The organism is Pseudomonas sp. 31-12 (assembly GCF_003151075.1).
In the GTDB taxonomy this organism is placed as follows: Bacteria; Pseudomonadota; Gammaproteobacteria; order Pseudomonadales; family Pseudomonadaceae; genus Aquipseudomonas.
Window position 1 is genome coordinate 2,631,888 of record NZ_CP029482.1, and the last position, 16,211, is coordinate 2,648,098.

Below are 16,211 nucleotides of genomic sequence, written 5' to 3' on the forward strand. Positions count from 1 at the left end.
GTGGGGCAAGTTGAATCGCAGACAGCAAAACGCCCCGGCATCGGTCGATGGCGGGGCGTTTTGTGGTGTTCTTGTGGGCCTTTGTGGCGAGGGAGCAAGCTCCCTCGCCACAGGTGTCAAGCGGAGTGCCGCACCATGTCCACATGCGGAATCCCGGCTTCCAGGAACTCCTCACTGACCAGGCTGAAACCCAAGCGCTCATAGAACGCCGTGGCCTGGACCTGTGCGCTCAGCATCTGCTGCTTCAGTCCACGCTTCTCGGCTTCACCGATCACCGCTTGCATCAGCGCATCGCCGACTTTCAGGCCGCGCCAGTCTTTAAGCACCGACACCCGGCCGACGTGACCATCGGGCAACAGGCGTGCGGTGCCGATCGGAAAGTCGCCTTCGAAGGCCAGGAAATGCACTGCCGTAGCGTCATCGGCATCCCATTCAAGCTCGGGTGGAACGGATTGCTCGGCAATAAACACCGTCTCACGAATGCGCCGGATCTCGGCGTTGTCCTTTTGCCAGTCTGCGACACGTACGTGAATTTTATTCATCAGCGAACCCCAGGCTCCCTTGCTTGATCAGTTCGCACAGCAGGCCGCGACCGTCTTCGTCGCTCAGCCATTCGCCCAGGTTGTCGCTGTGCAGGGCGTCGGCAGCGCAGATCATTTTCAGCAGCTCGCGCAGCTTGCCTGGCAGATAACGGCTCTGGCCGCTGGCGAACAGCAGCAGGTCGTCATCGACTTCGGACCAGGCCAGGCGCGCGCTCGGGTTGCGGATCAACACAGCGCCTTGTTCGAGGCTGGCGAGGAAGTCTTCTTCTTCGATTTCTTCCGGGCCGGCAACCAGTTCCGGGTAGCGCGGCTCGGTCATGTACTGGCCGAACCAGGTCAGCAGCAGGCGCTCGTCGCTCATGTGCTCGGCCAGCAAGGCTTTCAGGCGATCAAGGGCGTCGTGCTGGATCTGATGCGGATCGACAGCAGGCACTGCGTCGGCGTCGGTGTAACGCTCTTCGTCGGTCAGGAACTGGCTGAGGAAGTCGGTGAAGTGTGTTAGCACTTCCGAGGCGCTTGGGGCGCGGAAGCCGACCGAGTAGGTCAGGCAGTCATCGACGGCCACGCCGCAATGGGCCAGGCGCGGCGGCAGGTAGAGCATGTCGCCCGGTTCCAGGATCCACTCATCGGTGGCTTCGAAATCAGCGAGGATGCGCAAGTCCGCGTGTTGCAGCAACTTGCTCTCGGAATCGCACATCTGGCCGATTTTCCAGTTGCGCTTACCGTGCCCCTGCAGCAGGAACACATCATAGTTATCGAAGTGCGGACCGACGCTGCCACCCGGGGCGGCAAAGCTGATCATCACGTCGTCGACGCGCCAGCTCGGCAAGAAGCGGAAGTTCTCCAGCAGCTCAGCGACTTCCGGTACGAATTGGTCAACCGCTTGAACCAGCAGGGTCCAGTCGCGTTCCGGCAGTTTGCTGAATTCATCTTCGGCGAAGGGGCCGCGGCGCAATTCCCAAGGACGCTCGCCGTTCTCGATCACCAGGCGCGACTCGACTTCTTCTTCCAGCGCCAGGCCGGCCAGTTCGTCGGCGTCGATCGGGCTTTCGAATTCAGGAATCGCCTGACGGATCAGCAGGGGTTTTTTCTGCCAGTAGTCGCGCAGGAATTCGCGCGCCGTGATGCCGCCCAGAAGTTGAAGAGGAATGTCAGGATTCATGTGTAACCTATTGAAAAAATGCACTTTTCAGACGGGAATAAAAACGCCCGGCGCTGCCGGGCGTCTCAAACGGGTAAAGCGGTCGATCAGATGCGTTTGGCTTGTGCCACAGCGTTACCGATGTAGTTCGCCGGGGTGAGCAGTTTCAGCTCGGCCTTGGCGGCGGCTGGCATGTCCAGGCCGTCGATGAAAGTTTGCAGTGCTTCAGGGCTGATGCCCTTGCCGCGGGTCAACTCTTTCAGCTTTTCATACGGGTTTTCGATGTTGTAGCGGCGCATTACGGTCTGGATCGGCTCGGCCAATACTTCCCAGCACGCGTCCAGGTCAGCGGCGATCTTCTGCGCGTTGAGCTCCAGTTTGCTGATGCCTTTGAGGCTGGCTTCGTACGCGATCACGCTGTGGGCAAAGCCGACACCGAGGTTGCGCAGCACGGTGGAGTCGGTCAGGTCACGCTGCCAGCGGGAGATCGGCAGCTTGCTCGCCAAATGCTGGAACAATGCGTTGGCGATACCCAGGTTGCCTTCGGAGTTTTCGAAGTCGATCGGGTTGACTTTGTGCGGCATGGTCGACGAACCGATTTCGCCAGCGATGGTGCGCTGTTTGAAATAGCCCAGGGAGATGTAGCCCCAGATGTCGCGGTCGAAGTCGATCAGGATGGTGTTGAAGCGCGCGATCGCGTCGAACAGCTCGGCAATGTAGTCGTGCGGTTCGATCTGCGTGGTGTACGGGTTGAAGCCAAGGCCCAGTTCGTCTTCGATGAAGGCGCGGGCGTTTTCTTCCCAGTCGATCTCAGGGTAGGCCGACAGGTGAGCGTTGTAGTTGCCGACAGCGCCGTTGATCTTGCCCAGCAGCGGAACGGCAGCGACCTGAGCGATTTGACGCTCCAGTCGGTAAACCACGTTCGCCAGCTCTTTGCCCAGAGTGGTCGGGGAGGCCGGTTGACCGTGGGTGCGCGACAGCATCGGCACGTCAGCGAAACGGATGGCCAGCTCGCGGATGGCGTCGCAGGTCTGGCGCATCAGCGGCAGCATCACGTCATCACGGCCTTCGCGCAGCATCAGGGCGTGGGACAGGTTGTTGATGTCCTCGCTGGTGCAGGCAAAGTGGATGAACTCGCTGACCTTGGCCAGTTCCGGCAGCTTGGCCGCTTGTTCCTTGAGCAGGTACTCAATGGCTTTGACGTCGTGGTTGGTGGTGCGCTCGATCTCTTTGACGCGCTCGGCGTGCTCCAGAGCGAAGTTGTCCGCCAGGGTGTTCAGCACCGCGTTGGCTTCGGCGGAGAACGCCGGCACTTCGCTGATGCCTGGATGAGCGGCCAGGCGCTGGAGCCAGCGCACTTCAACCAGAACGCGAGCACGGATCAGGCCGTACTCACTGAAAATTGGGCGCAGGGCCTGGGTTTTGCCGGCGTAGCGGCCGTCAACAGGGGAAACCGCAGTGAGCGAAGAAAGCTGCATGGGGTGTTCTCGGACAGTCGGGCAACGAAATGGGGCGCGTATCATACATGAAAAAATCCGCCGGTCCGTTGCCAACTGACCGGCGTATTACGCGTTACAGATCTAAAGCGGTATTGCGGGCGCGGTTCAGCTGCTGCGCATCAGCGGGTAAAGCTCTTTGAGCAACTTGCGGCGGCTGATCACCAACTGCCAGCGATGACCGCCCAACTGCCGCCACAGACGCGCGGAACGAATCCCGGCCAGCAACAGGGCGCGGATCTTCGAGGCGTTGCTCGGTTGCTGCAGGTTGCGCATGTCGCCGTGGACCTGAATTCGTTGGCGCAAGGTGCTCAGGGTGTCCTGGTACAGCGCGCCGCAAGCAGCAATCACGTTTTCATGCGCCGGGCCGAAGTGCTCGACCTGGGATTGAATCTGCGGCAGACGCTTGCCGATCACATCAAGCATGTCATCGCGCTTGGCCAGTTGACGTTCAAGGCCCAGCATGGCCAGGGCGTAGCGCAGCGGTTCGCGCTGCAGGGTGCTCGGGTCGCGCTCCAGGGCGCCGATCAATGCGCGATAGCCTTCGCGCAGATTGATGTCGTCGCCGCCGTACACTTCCAGGGTGTCCTTGGGGTCGCGGATCAGCAGACTGCCGAGCATGCAGGTCAGGCCGGCTTCGGTGGTCTGGCCGGTCTTGGCAATCTTGTCGACGAGGACCGCGGCGAGAAACACGCCGCCCAGCGCCGTCAGTTGCTCCTGAGTGGGGTTCATGCCTTGCTGCTCCATGGCTCTGCGACTTCAATCACGCCGCCGCCCAGGCAGATTTCACCGTCATAGAACACCACCGACTGGCCCGGGGTGACCGCGCGTTGCGGGTCATCGAATGTGGCGCGGTAGCCGGTGGCGGTTTTTTCCAGCGTGCACGGTTGATCGCTTTGGCGATAACGAACCTTGGCGGTCAGCTTGCGCGGCTCGGTCAGATCGATCGGGTTGACCCAATAGATGTCCGAGGCGAGCAGGGCGCGGGAGAACAGGTAAGGGTGGTCGTTGCCCTGGCCGACGATCAGCTCGTTGTTTTCCAGGTCCTTGATCAGCACGTACCACGGCTCGTCGCCGGCGTCTTTCAAGCCGCCGATGCCCAGGCCCTGACGCTGGCCGATAGTGTGGTACATCAAGCCGTGGTGACGGCCGATGACTTCACCTTCGGTGGTCTTGATCTCGCCCGGTTGTGCCGGCAGGTATTGCTTGAGGAAGTCGCTGAAGCGGCGTTCGCCGATAAAGCAGATCCCGGTGGAGTCCTTTTTCTTCGCGGTCGCCAGGTCGTGTTTCTCGGCAATCGCGCGCACTTCGGGTTTTTCCAGTTCGCCGACCGGGAACAGGGTCTTGGCGATCTGTTCGCCGCCGACAGCGTGCAGGAAATAGCTCTGGTCCTTGTTCGGGTCCAGGCCCTTGAGCAGCTCGGTGCGACCATCGATGTCGCGGCGGCGCACGTAGTGGCCGGTGGCGATCAGGTCGGCACCGAGCATCATGGCGTAGTCGAGGAACGCCTTGAACTTGATCTCGCGGTTGCACAGGATGTCCGGGTTCGGCGTGCGCCCGGCCTTGTATTCGGCCAGGAAATGCTCGAACACGTTGTCCCAGTACTCGGCGGCGAAGTTGGCGGTGTGCAGCTTGATGCCAATCTTGTCGCACACGGCCTGGGCGTCCGCCAGGTCGTCCATGGCGGTGCAGTATTCCGTTCCATCGTCTTCTTCCCAGTTCTTCATGAACAGGCCTTCCACCTCATAACCCTGCTCGATCAGCAGGAGAGCGGAAACGGAAGAGTCCACGCCGCCGGACATGCCGACAATGACGCGCTTCTTTTGTGTGTCAGAAGGGGCTGGATCACGCATAGGGATTCAATGAGTGTCTTTAAAAAGGACGCGATTCTAACAGGCCGAAGCCCGCAAGGCTAAAGAGAAGGGCGGATCAGTTCGAGACCGAAGTGAAAGCCTCCCAGATAATCATCGATACAGCGGATGATCAGCTCACTGCGCCAGTTTGCGCGCTGTGCCAGCAATTCGTCACGCGTCAGCCATTTTGCGCCGATGATGCCGTCATCCATTTGATAGTCGGGGTGATGTTTGAGCGGTTTCGCGGTGAAACAGACCCGTTGGTAGGTCACGCCGTTGCTCGGGGCGGTATAGAGATAAATGCCCACCACGCCTGTCGGTTCGACGTCCCAGCCGGTTTCTTCCAGGGTTTCGCGCACGGCGGCTTCGATCAGGGTTTCGTCCGGGTCGAGGTGGCCGGCGGGTTGATTGAGCACCGTTCGTCCGTGCTTGGATTCTTCGACCATCAGGAAGCGGCCGTTGTCTTCGACGATGGTGGCGACGGTGATGTGGGGTTTCCAGTCCATGAGGCATCCTCATATTCGAATAGTGAAACACGGACCCTGTGGGAGCGGGCTTGCTCGGGAAAGCGGTGGGTCAGTCAATGGAAATGTTGAATGTTAAACCGTATTCGCGAGCAAGCCCGCTCCCACATGGGTTCTGTGGTGAGGTCAGAAACAGAAACCCCGGCACTAGGCCGGGGCTTCTTTGCATCCTTGCAACCTTAAACCAGCGCAGCGATCGCGACGTTGAAAGTGTTGCTCGGGCGCATGGCCTTGCTGATCAGCTCGGCATTGGCGTGGTAGTAACCGCCGATGTCCACTGGCTTGCCCTGAACGGCGTTGAGCTCGGCAACGATGGTTGCTTCGTTCTCGGTCAGGGTCTTGGCCAGTTGGCCGAACTGCGCTTGCAGTGCGGTGTCTTCGGTCTGGGCCGCCAGGGCTTGAGCCCAGTACAGCGCCAGGTAGAAGTGGCTGCCGCGGTTGTCGATGTTGCCGACTTTGCGCGATGGCGACTTGTTGTTGTCCAGGAACTGGCCAGTGGCCTGATCCAGAGTCTTGGCCAGAACCAGCGCTTTCGGGTTGTTATAAGTAACACCCAGATGCTCGAGGGAAGCGGCCAGGGCCAGGAATTCGCCCAGGGAATCCCAGCGCAGGAAGTTCTCTTCCAGCAGCTGCTGAACGTGCTTCGGTGCCGAACCGCCGGCGCCGGTTTCGAACAGGCCACCGCCATTCATCAGCGGAACGATCGACAGCATCTTGGCGCTGGTGCCCAGTTCCATGATCGGGAACAGGTCAGTCAGGTAGTCGCGCAGTACGTTGCCGGTCACCGAGATGGTGTCCTTGCCTTCGCGAGTGCGGTCCAGGGTGAACTTCATCGCGTCGACAGGCGCCATGATCTGGATGTCCAGACCGGCAGTGTCGTGATCCTTCAGGTAAGCCTGAACTTTCTCGATCACCACGCCGTCGTGGGCGCGCATCGGGTCCAGCCAGAAAATAGCCGGGGTTGCGCTTGCACGGGCACGGTTGACGGCCAGTTTGACCCAGTCCTGGATCGGCGCGTCTTTGGTCTGGCACATGCGGAAGATGTCGCCGGCTTCAACCGACTGCTCCAGCAAGGTGCGGCCAGCGCCATCGGAAACCCGAACGACGCCGTTGGCCTTGATCTGGAAAGTCTTGTCGTGCGAGCCGTACTCTTCGGCCTTCTTCGCCATCAGGCCAACGTTTGGCACGCTGCCCATGGTGGTCGGATCGAAAGCACCGTTTACCTTGCAGTCTTCGATGACCGCTTGGTAGATGGTCGCGTAGCAGCGATCCGGGATCACAGCCTTGGTGTCGTGCAGCTGACCGTCAGTGCCCCACATTTTGCCGGAGTCACGGATCATGGCCGGCATCGAGGCGTCGACGATCACGTCGCTCGGCACGTGCAGGTTGGTGATGCCTTTGTCGGAGTTGACCATGGCCAACGACGGACGAACGGCGTAGACCGCCTGGATGTCTGCTTCGATCTGCGCTTGCTGTTCAGCCGGCAAAGCCTTGATGCGAGCGTACAGGTCGCCGATGCCGTTGTTCAGGTTGAAGCCGATCTGTGCCAGCACGTCAGCGTGCTTGGCCAGTGCGTCTTTATAGAACTCGGCAACGATCTGGCCGAACATGATCGGGTCGGAGACCTTCATCATGGTGGCTTTCAAGTGAACCGACAGCAGCACGCCTTTTTGCTTGGCGTCTTCGATTTCGGCAGCGATGAAGCTGCGCAGAGCGTTTTTGCTCATGACCGCGCAATCGAGGATCTCACCGGCTTGCACGGTAGTTTTTTCTTTCAGGACGGTGGTGGTGCCGTCTTGAGCGATCAGTTCGATTTTGACGGCGTCAGCGGCGTCGATCAGGGCAGCTTTTTCGCTGCCGTAGAAATCGCCGGTGCTCATGTGCGCGACGTGGGACTTGGAGTCCGCAGCCCAGGCGCCCATTTTGTGCGGGTGCTTGCGCGCGTAATTCTTGACCGACAGCGGCGCGCGACGATCGGAGTTGCCTTCGCGCAGAACCGGGTTTACGGCGCTGCCCTTGATCTTGTCGTAGCGCGACTTGGCGAGCTTGTCGGCGTCGCTGGTCACGGTTTCCGGGTAGTCCGGCAGAGCGAAGCCCTGGGCTTGCAGCTCTTTGATCGCGGCTTGCAGTTGCGGAACCGAGGCGCTGATGTTCGGCAGCTTGATGATGTTGGCTTCAGGCGTAACGGCCAGGTCGCCTAGTTCGGCGAGGTGATCGGCTACGGCTTTGTCACCCAATTGCTCGGGGAAGCTGGCCAGGATGCGCCCTGCAAGAGAGATATCGCGAGTTTCCACGGCGATATCAGCGGAGGCGGTGAAGGCCTCTACGATAGGCAACAGTGAATAGGTGGCGAGGGCGGGAGCTTCGTCGGTGAAGGTATAGATGATCTTCGAGCGGGTGGGCATATTCGGATTAACTCTCTCTTCTTTGCTAAAGCGTGCGCAGAAAAACTCGAGGGGCGCCGGGTAAGCGCGTTCGTTCAAAGTCGTCCATGAGCCGAATGTCGAGATTTGTGCGCGGTGATGTTGGGTGCATCAGTCGAGCGTCAAGCGGGTGGGTTGCGGTAACAACCCTGCTTTTTCAGGCCCAAGTCTCGGCTACTTATTCAGTTGCAGGAAAGGTTGGCCGTCGTGACTCTGTGGTCAGCGGGCGGCATTATACATAGGTAGCTGGCAATCTGCCGATGGTTCATACGTAACGATTCTCGTCCATTGGTCTAAAGGTCGCAGGGGCGAGTGGGGCGTAGAGTCTTGCACCGTGCTTGAGTTTGGCGCTTTTCCCTTTGCTTTCAGGCTTGTACGTCGCGAACTGTGCAGCTTTGCGGCAGATGGTTGGAACATAGGGTTTGCGTGCCGATTTAACTGGGGTACGCTCGAACGAAGCCAGATGTTCAATCCAAACAATGGAGTTCAGCATGGGATACAAGAAGATTCAGGTTCCAGCAGTCGGCGACAAAATCACCGTCAACGCGGACCATTCTCTCAATGTTCCTAACAACCCGATCATCCCCTTCATCGAAGGCGATGGTATCGGCGTTGATATCAGCCCGGTCATGATCAAGGTTGTCGATGCTGCTGTTAAGAAGGCTTACGGCGGCGAGCGCAAAATTTCCTGGATGGAAGTCTACGCCGGGGAGAAAGCGACTCAGGTTTACGATCAGGACACCTGGCTACCTCAGGAAACCCTGGACGCAGTTAAAGATTACGTGGTTTCCATCAAGGGCCCTCTGACCACCCCGGTCGGTGGCGGCATCCGTTCCCTGAACGTGGCCCTGCGTCAACAACTCGACCTGTATGTCTGCCTGCGCCCGGTGCGCTGGTTCGAAGGCGTGCCTAGCCCGGTCAAGAAGCCAGGCGACGTCGACATGACGATCTTCCGTGAGAACTCGGAAGACATCTACGCCGGTATCGAGTGGAAGGCAGGTTCGCCGGAAGCGACCAAGGTCATCAAGTTCCTTAAAGATGAAATGGGCGTCACCAAGATCCGTTTCGACGAAAACTGCGGTATCGGCATCAAGCCGGTTTCGCTGCAAGGCACCAAGCGTCTGGCGCGAAAAGCGCTGCAGTATGTAGTCGACAACGACCGCGACTCGCTGACCATCGTGCACAAAGGCAACATCATGAAGTTCACCGAAGGTGCCTTCAAGGAATGGGCCTACGAAGTGGCCGCTGAAGAATTCGGCGCGACCCTGCTCGACGGCGGTCCGTGGATGCAGTTCAAAAACCCGAAAACCGGCAAGAACGTTATCGTCAAGGATGCCATCGCCGACGCCATGCTCCAGCAGATCCTGCTGCGCCCGGCCGAATACGATGTGATCGCGACCCTGAACCTGAACGGCGACTATCTCTCTGACGCCCTGGCGGCGGAAGTGGGTGGTATCGGTATCGCACCGGGTGCCAACCTGTCCGACACCATTGCCATGTTCGAAGCGACCCACGGTACTGCGCCGAAGTACGCCGGCAAGGACCAGGTCAACCCGGGCTCGCTGATCCTGTCCGCGGAGATGATGCTGCGCCACATGGGCTGGACCGAAGCGGCTGATCTGATCATCAAGGGCACCAACGGCGCGATTTCCGCCAAGACCGTGACCTATGACTTCGAACGTCTGATGGAGGGCGCGAAACTGCTGTCTTCTTCGGCGTTTGGTGATGCGCTCATCTCGCATATGTAAGCGAATCGGCATAAAAAAACCGCCCTCGGGCGGTTTTTTTTTGACTGGATGACGGGGAGCTTCAGCTCGACACTTTCTCCTGCTGGATGGCAGGGGCAGCCTTTTCATTCTCGACAGGGGCGGTTGTAATGTTTACCGCGTGCAGCCCTTTGGGGCCCTGGATGATCTCGAAACTTACGATTTGCCCGGCCTTCAGTGTCCTGTACCCGTTCATATCGATGGCCGAGTAGTGGGCAAAGAAATCAATAAGACCACCGTCCTCGTCACGACCTTCTCTGGCATCGGTGTTAATGAAACCGAACCCCTTGGCATTGTTGAACCATTTCACCTTACCGACTGACATACCCATATCCCTCTGCAACAGACTCCATCACTGGAGTATCATCCAGTACATCCGCAGTCAGATCTTTAAATAAGATTGACTCCGCGGACCTTTTTTACCCACTGTGGGCTCTATTGGTTGTAACACCGTTTTGCCGATAGTCAAGGTGACCGGGCGGTCGGAGTTGAAATCGTCCATAGCCGCCCCCACCACTGTATTTGAACAACTGACGAACCTTTCTTTCCATGCATGCAATCAGCCAGATTCGACTAACATTCAATCAGGATCGCCCGGCTCTCCAAAAAGATCACCCGGAGCCCCACGACGACGATTCCGCAGGCATTGCTGTTCAGGAGGCAAAGCCTGCTTTACAGGCGCCGCCGATGTACAAGGTGGTTTTGTTCAACGATGACTACACACCGATGGATTTCGTCGTCGAAGTGCTCGAGGTGTTTTTTAACCTGAATCGGGAGCTGGCGACCAAGGTCATGCTGGCCGTCCACACAGAAGGACGGGCAGTATGTGGAGTGTTTACCCGCGACATCGCCGAGACTAAGGCCATGCAGGTCAACCAGTACGCCAGGGAAAGCCAGCATCCGCTACTCTGTGAAATCGAGAAGGACGGTTAATCGCCGACCACTTGGGTATGAGGTGAAGCTATGTTAAACCGCGAGCTCGAAGTCACCCTCAATCTTGCCTTCAAGGAGGCTAGATCGAAGCGTCATGAATTCATGACCGTCGAACACCTCCTGCTGGCCCTATTGGACAATGAGGCTGCCGCCACCGTTTTGCGTGCCTGCGGCGCAAACCTCGACAAACTCAAGCACGATCTGCAGGAGTTCATCGACTCCACCACGCCATTGATCCCTGTCCATGACGAGGATCGCGAAACCCAGCCAACCCTGGGCTTCCAGCGTGTACTGCAACGTGCTGTTTTCCACGTACAGAGCTCGGGCAAGCGCGAAGTGACTGGCGCTAACGTGCTGGTCGCCATCTTCAGTGAGCAAGAGAGTCAGGCAGTGTTCCTGCTGAAACAGCAGAGCGTTGCGCGCATTGATGTCGTCAACTACATCGCCCATGGCATTTCCAAAGTGCCTGGGCATGGCGATCACTCTGAAGGTGAGCAAGATATGCAGGACGACGAGGGCGGTGAGTCTTCTTCTTCAGGCAATCCTCTGGATGCTTATGCCAGCAACCTCAACGAACTCGCGCGCCAGGGTCGTATCGATCCGTTGGTCGGCCGTGAGCTGGAAGTCGAGCGCGTCGCGCAGATCCTGGCGCGTCGTCGCAAAAACAATCCGCTGCTGGTGGGCGAGGCGGGCGTGGGTAAAACCGCGATTGCCGAAGGCCTGGCCAAACGCATTGTCGACAACCAGGTGCCGGACTTGCTGGCCAACAGCGTGGTGTATTCCCTCGACTTGGGCGCCTTGCTGGCCGGGACCAAATACCGTGGCGATTTCGAGAAGCGCTTCAAGGCGCTGCTCAATGAGCTGAAAAAACGTCCGCAGGCGATCCTGTTCATCGACGAAATCCACACCATTATCGGTGCGGGTGCTGCGTCCGGTGGCGTCATGGATGCCTCGAACCTGCTCAAGCCGCTGCTGTCGTCGGGCGATATTCGTTGCATCGGATCGACCACGTTCCAGGAATTCCGCGGGATCTTCGAGAAGGACCGTGCCTTGGCCCGGCGCTTCCAGAAGGTCGACGTGTCGGAGCCTTCGGTGGAAGACACCATTGGCATCCTGCGCGGCCTGAAAGGTCGTTTCGAAGCGCACCACAACATCGAATACAGCGATGAAGCGTTGCGTGCCGCCGCTGAACTGGCGTCGCGCTACATCAATGACCGGCACATGCCGGACAAGGCCATCGACGTCATCGACGAGGCCGGCGCCTATCAGCGTCTGCAGCCAATCGAGAAACGCGTGAAACGCATCGAAGTTCCTCAGGTCGAGGACATCGTTGCGAAAATCGCGCGGATTCCACCTAAGCACGTCACCAGCTCCGACAAAGAGCTGCTGCGTAACCTTGAGCGTGACCTGAAGCTGACCGTATTTGGCCAGGATGCCGCGATCGACTCGCTGTCGACCGCGATCAAACTGTCCCGTGCCGGCCTCAAGTCGCCTGACAAGCCTGTCGGTTCGTTCCTGTTCGCCGGTCCTACCGGTGTCGGTAAAACCGAAGCGGCACGTCAGCTGGCCAAGGCGTTGGGCATCGAGCTGGTTCGTTTCGACATGTCCGAGTACATGGAGCGCCACACCGTATCGCGTCTGATCGGTGCGCCTCCAGGCTACGTCGGGTTCGATCAGGGCGGTCTGCTGACCGAAGCCATCACCAAGCAGCCTCACTGCGTGCTGTTGCTCGATGAGATCGAGAAGGCGCATCCGGAAGTCTTCAACCTGCTGCTGCAGGTCATGGACCACGGTACGCTGACCGATAACAACGGGCGCAAGGCGGATTTCCGTAACGTGATCGTTATCATGACGACCAACGCCGGTGCCGAAACAGCTGCTCGCGCTTCGATCGGTTTCACCCATCAGGACCACTCGTCTGATGCGATGGAAGTGATCAAGAAGAGCTTCACGCCGGAGTTCCGCAACCGTCTGGACACCATTATCCAGTTTGGTCGCCTCAGTCATGAGGTCATCAAAAGCGTGGTGGACAAGTTCCTTACTGAGCTTCAGGCGCAGCTGGAAGACAAGCGGGTGCAGCTGGAAGTGACCGACGCAGCGCGAAGCTGGCTGGCAGCCGGTGGCTACGACTCGGCGATGGGTGCTCGACCAATGGCGCGTTTGATCCAGGACAAGATCAAGCGTCCGCTGGCGGAAGAGATCCTCTTCGGCGAACTGGCCGACCATGGCGGCGTGGTGCACATCGACCTCAAGGACGGCGAGCTGACCTTCGAGTTCGAAACCACGGCTGAAATGGCCTGACGTTAACCGCAACAAAGCAAAAGGCGCCGAGAGGCGCCTTTTTGCTGTCTGGGGTTTGTACACCGCACCCTGTGGGAGCGAGCCTGCTCGCGATGAGGCCCGCACATTCAACATCAATGCAAGCTGATCCACCGCTATCGCGAGCAGGCTCGCTCCCACAGGGGGCAGAGTTGATCCATCAAATCGCAGACAAACAAAAACGCCCGGCATAAACCGGGCGTTTTGTATTGACTTGATTAGCGAGCGCGGTAAGTGATGCGCCCTTTGCTCAAGTCATAGGGCGTCAGCTCGACGCGCACTTTGTCACCGGTAAGAATACGAATGTAGTTCTTGCGCATCTTGCCGGAGATATGCGCGGTTACGACGTGCCCATTTTCCAACTCCACACGAAACATGGTGTTGGGCAGGGTGTCGACGACAGTGCCTTCCATTTCGAAGCTGTCTTCTTTCGACATGCAGTAAAGCCCTCGGTGTCCAATGAATGGCCCGGTGCAACTGCGCCAGGCAAAAGCGGCGTGCATTGTGCCCGAAAAATGGGGTTTAAGCCAAGGGGTTCTAGTTCAGGATGACCCAGCGCTGATTAATCAGCAGTTCGATAGGCCGATATTGCGTCTTGTAGCTCATCTTTTTGCAGTTTTTGATCCAGTAGCCGAGGTAGACGGCTTCCAGCCCGAGGCGCTGGGCCTCGGCGATTTGCCAGAGGATCGCGTAGCGACCCAGGCTGCGGCGTTCTTCATCGGGTTCGTAGAAGGTGTAGACCGCCGATAGACCGTTCGGCAGCAAGTCGGTCACGGCCACCGCCAGCAGTCGGCCTTCGAGACGAAATTCGTAAAAACGCGAGAACGGCAGGTCACGTACCAGGAACGTCGAAAACTGGTCGCGACTCGGTGGGTACATGTCGCCATCGGCGTGACGCTGTTCGATGTAGCGCTGATAGAGATCGAAATACTCTTCGCTGAATGTCGGCCGGGCCGGGCGCACTTGCAGGTCGGCGTTGCGTTTGAAGATGCGTTTCTGCTGACGGTTGGGTGCAAATTGCGCCACAGGGATGCGCGCCGGGACGCACGCATTGCAATTCTGGCAATGAGGCCGGTAGAGATGATCGCCGCTGCGACGAAAACCCATCTCAGACAGGTCTGCGTAGACATGCACATCCATGGGCTGACTAGGGTCGAGGAACAGCGTCGTGGCCTGCTCCTCGGGCAGATAACTGCAAGAGTGGGGCTGAGTGGCATAAAACTTCAAACGCGCCAACTCGGTCATGATCAACCCTCGGGAATAAGCTTTGGATTAAGTGTAAGCCACGCGCGCAAAAGTCGCTCAGCAAACCCAGGTGGCGCGGCTGGGTTGATCCAGATGCTGCGCGAGGAAGTTGGCGAAATCGCGTCTAGGAATCGCTCGGGCGCCGAGACTGTGCAGATGGTCGGTCGGCATCTGGCAGTCGATTAGCACAAAACCTGAATCTTTCAGATGTCGCACCAGAGTGGCAAAGCCATATTTCGAGGCATTATCAGCGCGGCTGAACATCGATTCGCCGAAGAACAGCTGACCCATCGCCAGGCCATAGAGCCCGCCGACCAGCACGCCATCATCCCAAACCTCCACGGAATGCGCGTAGCCACGCTTGTGCAGTTCGAGGTAAGCCGTCTGCATCGCGTCAGTGATCCAGGTGCCGTCGGCATACTCCCGGGGTGCGGCGCAGGCGCTGATCACCGAGGCAAAATCCTGATCAAAGGTCACTTGATAGCGTTGCTGGCGCAGCAATTTATTCAGGCTGCGCGAGACATGCAGTTCGTCGGGAAAAAGAACGGTGCGCGGATCGGGCGACCACCAAAGGATCGGCTGGCCTTCCGAGAACCATGGAAAGCAGCCGTGGCGATAAGCCTGAATCAGGCGATCGGCGGACAGATCGCCACCCGCGGCCAACAATCCGTTGGGGTCGCGCATGGCTTTTTCCAGCGGAGGGAAGCTCAGGGTGTTGCGTTGTAACCAAGTCAGCATGGCATCCGGGCTTGCAGAAGGGGAGGGCGGTGGCGGGCTGGAGGGCCCGCCGTAAAGTGTGCCGTCAAACGGTGGGGATGTCGTCGAGGTATTTCTCGGCGTCCAGCGCGGCCATGCAGCCAGCCCCGGCGGAGGTCACGGCCTGGCGGTAAACGTGGTCGGCCACGTCGCCGGCGGCGAACACCCCCGGGATCTCGGTGGCCGTGGCATCGCCTTCGCTGCCACCCCTGACCAGCAGATAACCGTCACGCATTTTCAGCTGGCCCTCGAACAGGTCGGTATTGGGCTTGTGACCGATGGCGATGAACACACCAGCCACCGCCAATTCACTGGTTTCGCCAGTATGACTGTCGCGCAGACGGGCGCCGGTCACGCCGCTGGCATCACCCAATACTTCATCGAGATTCTGATTCCAGTGCAGGCGGATATTGCCGTTGGCGGCTTTTTCGAAGAGCTTGTCCTGGAGAATCTTCTCCGAGCGCAACTTGTCGCGCCGGTGAATCAAGTGGACTTCCTTGGCGATGTTCGACAGGTACAGCGCCTCTTCAACCGCTGTGTTGCCACCGCCGACAACCGCGACCACATGATTGCGATAAAAGAACCCGTCGCAGGTGGCGCAGGCTGAAACCCCACGGCCGGCAAAGGTTTCTTCCGATGGCAGCCCCAGGTACTGCGCTGAAGCGCCGGTCGCGATAATCAGGGCGTCGCAGGTGTAAGTGTCGCCATCACCGATCAGCTCGAACGGCCGTTGCTGCAACTTGGCGGTGTGGATGTGGTCGTAAACGATCTCGGTGGCAAAGCGCTCGGCGTGTTTTTGCATGCGTTCCATCAGCACCGGACCGGTGAGGCCTTCGACGTCGCCAGGCCAGTTGTCGACTTCAACGGTGGTGGTCAGCTGGCCACCTGCCTGTATGCCGGTGATGACAACGGGTTTGAGGTTGGCGCGGGCGGCATAAACGGCTGCGCTGTATCCGGCAGGGCCGGAACCCAGAATGATCAGGCGGGAATGCTTCGGTTCGCTCATAAAAACACCTCATAAGCCTTTGTCACAAAAGAGAATGCATGCTCAAATTGAACCGCGCGTAACGTGCTGCTGGCTATGCTACACCGAAGGGCTTCAAGCATGGCATCGGGCGAACAAACCCGTACAATGCCGTCTGTAACAGTGGTTGTAACAAAATAAGCTGTGCGTGCCGTGTTTATAAAAACCGGGGTGCAGTGTTAAAAGTAG

15 protein-coding genes are annotated in these 16,211 nt (G+C 58.8%); 3 read left to right on the plus strand and 12 right to left on the minus strand.

From position 1 onward, the window contains the following. Positions 1-116 precede the first annotated feature (116 nt). The 7 genes from DJ564_RS12265 to DJ564_RS12295 form a co-directional block, all read right to left on the minus strand. Positions 117-542, minus strand: coding sequence for a GNAT family N-acetyltransferase (locus tag DJ564_RS12265; protein WP_017339601.1), 426 nt, complete (start codon positions 540-542; stop codon positions 117-119). After that, the gene (locus DJ564_RS12270; protein WP_109629427.1) at positions 535-1,704 is read right to left on the minus strand and encodes a cupin domain-containing protein; all 1,170 of its coding nucleotides are present in this window, start codon (positions 1,702-1,704) and stop codon (positions 535-537) included. The genes DJ564_RS12265 and DJ564_RS12270 overlap by 8 nt, the downstream gene beginning before the upstream one ends. A gap of 86 nt (positions 1,705-1,790) precedes the next feature. Then, positions 1,791-3,161 carry an adenylosuccinate lyase gene (purB, locus tag DJ564_RS12275; protein ID WP_109629430.1) on the minus strand — a complete coding sequence of 457 codons (1,371 nt, stop codon included), beginning with the start codon at positions 3,159-3,161 and terminating at the stop codon, positions 1,791-1,793. Between the two features lie 126 nt (positions 3,162-3,287). Next, positions 3,288-3,911, minus strand: coding sequence for a high frequency lysogenization protein HflD (gene hflD, locus DJ564_RS12280; protein ID WP_109629433.1), 624 nt, complete (start codon positions 3,909-3,911; stop codon positions 3,288-3,290). After that, positions 3,908-5,032: a tRNA 2-thiouridine(34) synthase MnmA gene (mnmA, locus tag DJ564_RS12285; RefSeq protein WP_109629435.1), complete on the minus strand. Its 1,125-nt coding sequence runs from the start codon at positions 5,030-5,032 to the stop codon at positions 3,908-3,910. The genes hflD and mnmA overlap by 4 nt, the downstream gene beginning before the upstream one ends. A gap of 59 nt (positions 5,033-5,091) precedes the next feature. After that, positions 5,092-5,538: an NUDIX hydrolase gene (locus DJ564_RS12290; protein ID WP_109629438.1), complete on the minus strand. Its 447-nt coding sequence runs from the start codon at positions 5,536-5,538 to the stop codon at positions 5,092-5,094. A gap of 197 nt (positions 5,539-5,735) precedes the next feature. Beyond that, the gene (locus tag DJ564_RS12295; RefSeq protein WP_109629441.1) at positions 5,736-7,961 is read right to left on the minus strand and encodes an NADP-dependent isocitrate dehydrogenase; all 2,226 of its coding nucleotides are present in this window, start codon (positions 7,959-7,961) and stop codon (positions 5,736-5,738) included. Between the two features lie 509 nt (positions 7,962-8,470). Here DJ564_RS12295 and icd point away from each other — a divergent pair. Continuing rightward, positions 8,471-9,727, plus strand: a complete 1,257-nt coding sequence (icd, locus tag DJ564_RS12305; protein ID WP_008146904.1) for an NADP-dependent isocitrate dehydrogenase — start codon at positions 8,471-8,473, stop codon at positions 9,725-9,727. Between the two features lie 61 nt (positions 9,728-9,788). On the opposite strand, the gene DJ564_RS12310 is transcribed toward icd, so the two are convergent. After that, the gene (locus DJ564_RS12310) at positions 9,789-10,070 is read right to left on the minus strand and encodes a cold shock domain-containing protein (protein ID WP_109636008.1); all 282 of its coding nucleotides are present in this window, start codon (positions 10,068-10,070) and stop codon (positions 9,789-9,791) included. Positions 10,071-10,294: 224 nt separating this feature from the next. On the opposite strand from DJ564_RS12310, the gene clpS reads away from it, so the two are divergent. Both clpS and clpA read left to right on the plus strand, forming a co-directional pair. Further along, positions 10,295-10,678, plus strand: a complete 384-nt coding sequence (gene clpS / locus DJ564_RS12315) for an ATP-dependent Clp protease adapter ClpS (RefSeq protein ID WP_010458899.1) — start codon at positions 10,295-10,297, stop codon at positions 10,676-10,678. A gap of 30 nt (positions 10,679-10,708) precedes the next feature. Continuing rightward, positions 10,709-12,979 carry an ATP-dependent Clp protease ATP-binding subunit ClpA gene (gene clpA / locus DJ564_RS12320; RefSeq protein WP_007946437.1) on the plus strand — a complete coding sequence of 757 codons (2,271 nt, stop codon included), beginning with the start codon at positions 10,709-10,711 and terminating at the stop codon, positions 12,977-12,979. 236 nt (positions 12,980-13,215) lie between these two features. Here clpA and infA read toward each other — a convergent pair whose 3' ends face one another. From infA to trxB, 4 genes are all read right to left on the minus strand, one after another. Next, a complete protein-coding gene (infA, locus tag DJ564_RS12325) occupies positions 13,216-13,434 on the minus strand; it encodes a translation initiation factor IF-1 (protein ID WP_002553999.1) in 219 nt (72 codons plus the stop codon). 100 nt (positions 13,435-13,534) lie between these two features. After that, positions 13,535-14,242 (minus strand): arginyltransferase, encoded by a 708-nt coding sequence (locus DJ564_RS12330; RefSeq protein ID WP_109629446.1) that lies wholly within the window; start codon positions 14,240-14,242, stop codon positions 13,535-13,537. Positions 14,243-14,299: 57 nt separating this feature from the next. Continuing rightward, positions 14,300-14,980, minus strand: a complete 681-nt coding sequence (aat, locus tag DJ564_RS12335) for a leucyl/phenylalanyl-tRNA--protein transferase (RefSeq protein ID WP_109629449.1) — start codon at positions 14,978-14,980, stop codon at positions 14,300-14,302. Positions 14,981-15,044: 64 nt separating this feature from the next. Then, positions 15,045-16,004 (minus strand): thioredoxin-disulfide reductase, encoded by a 960-nt coding sequence (trxB, locus tag DJ564_RS12340; protein ID WP_109629452.1) that lies wholly within the window; start codon positions 16,002-16,004, stop codon positions 15,045-15,047. Between the last annotated feature and the right edge of the window lie 207 nt (positions 16,005-16,211).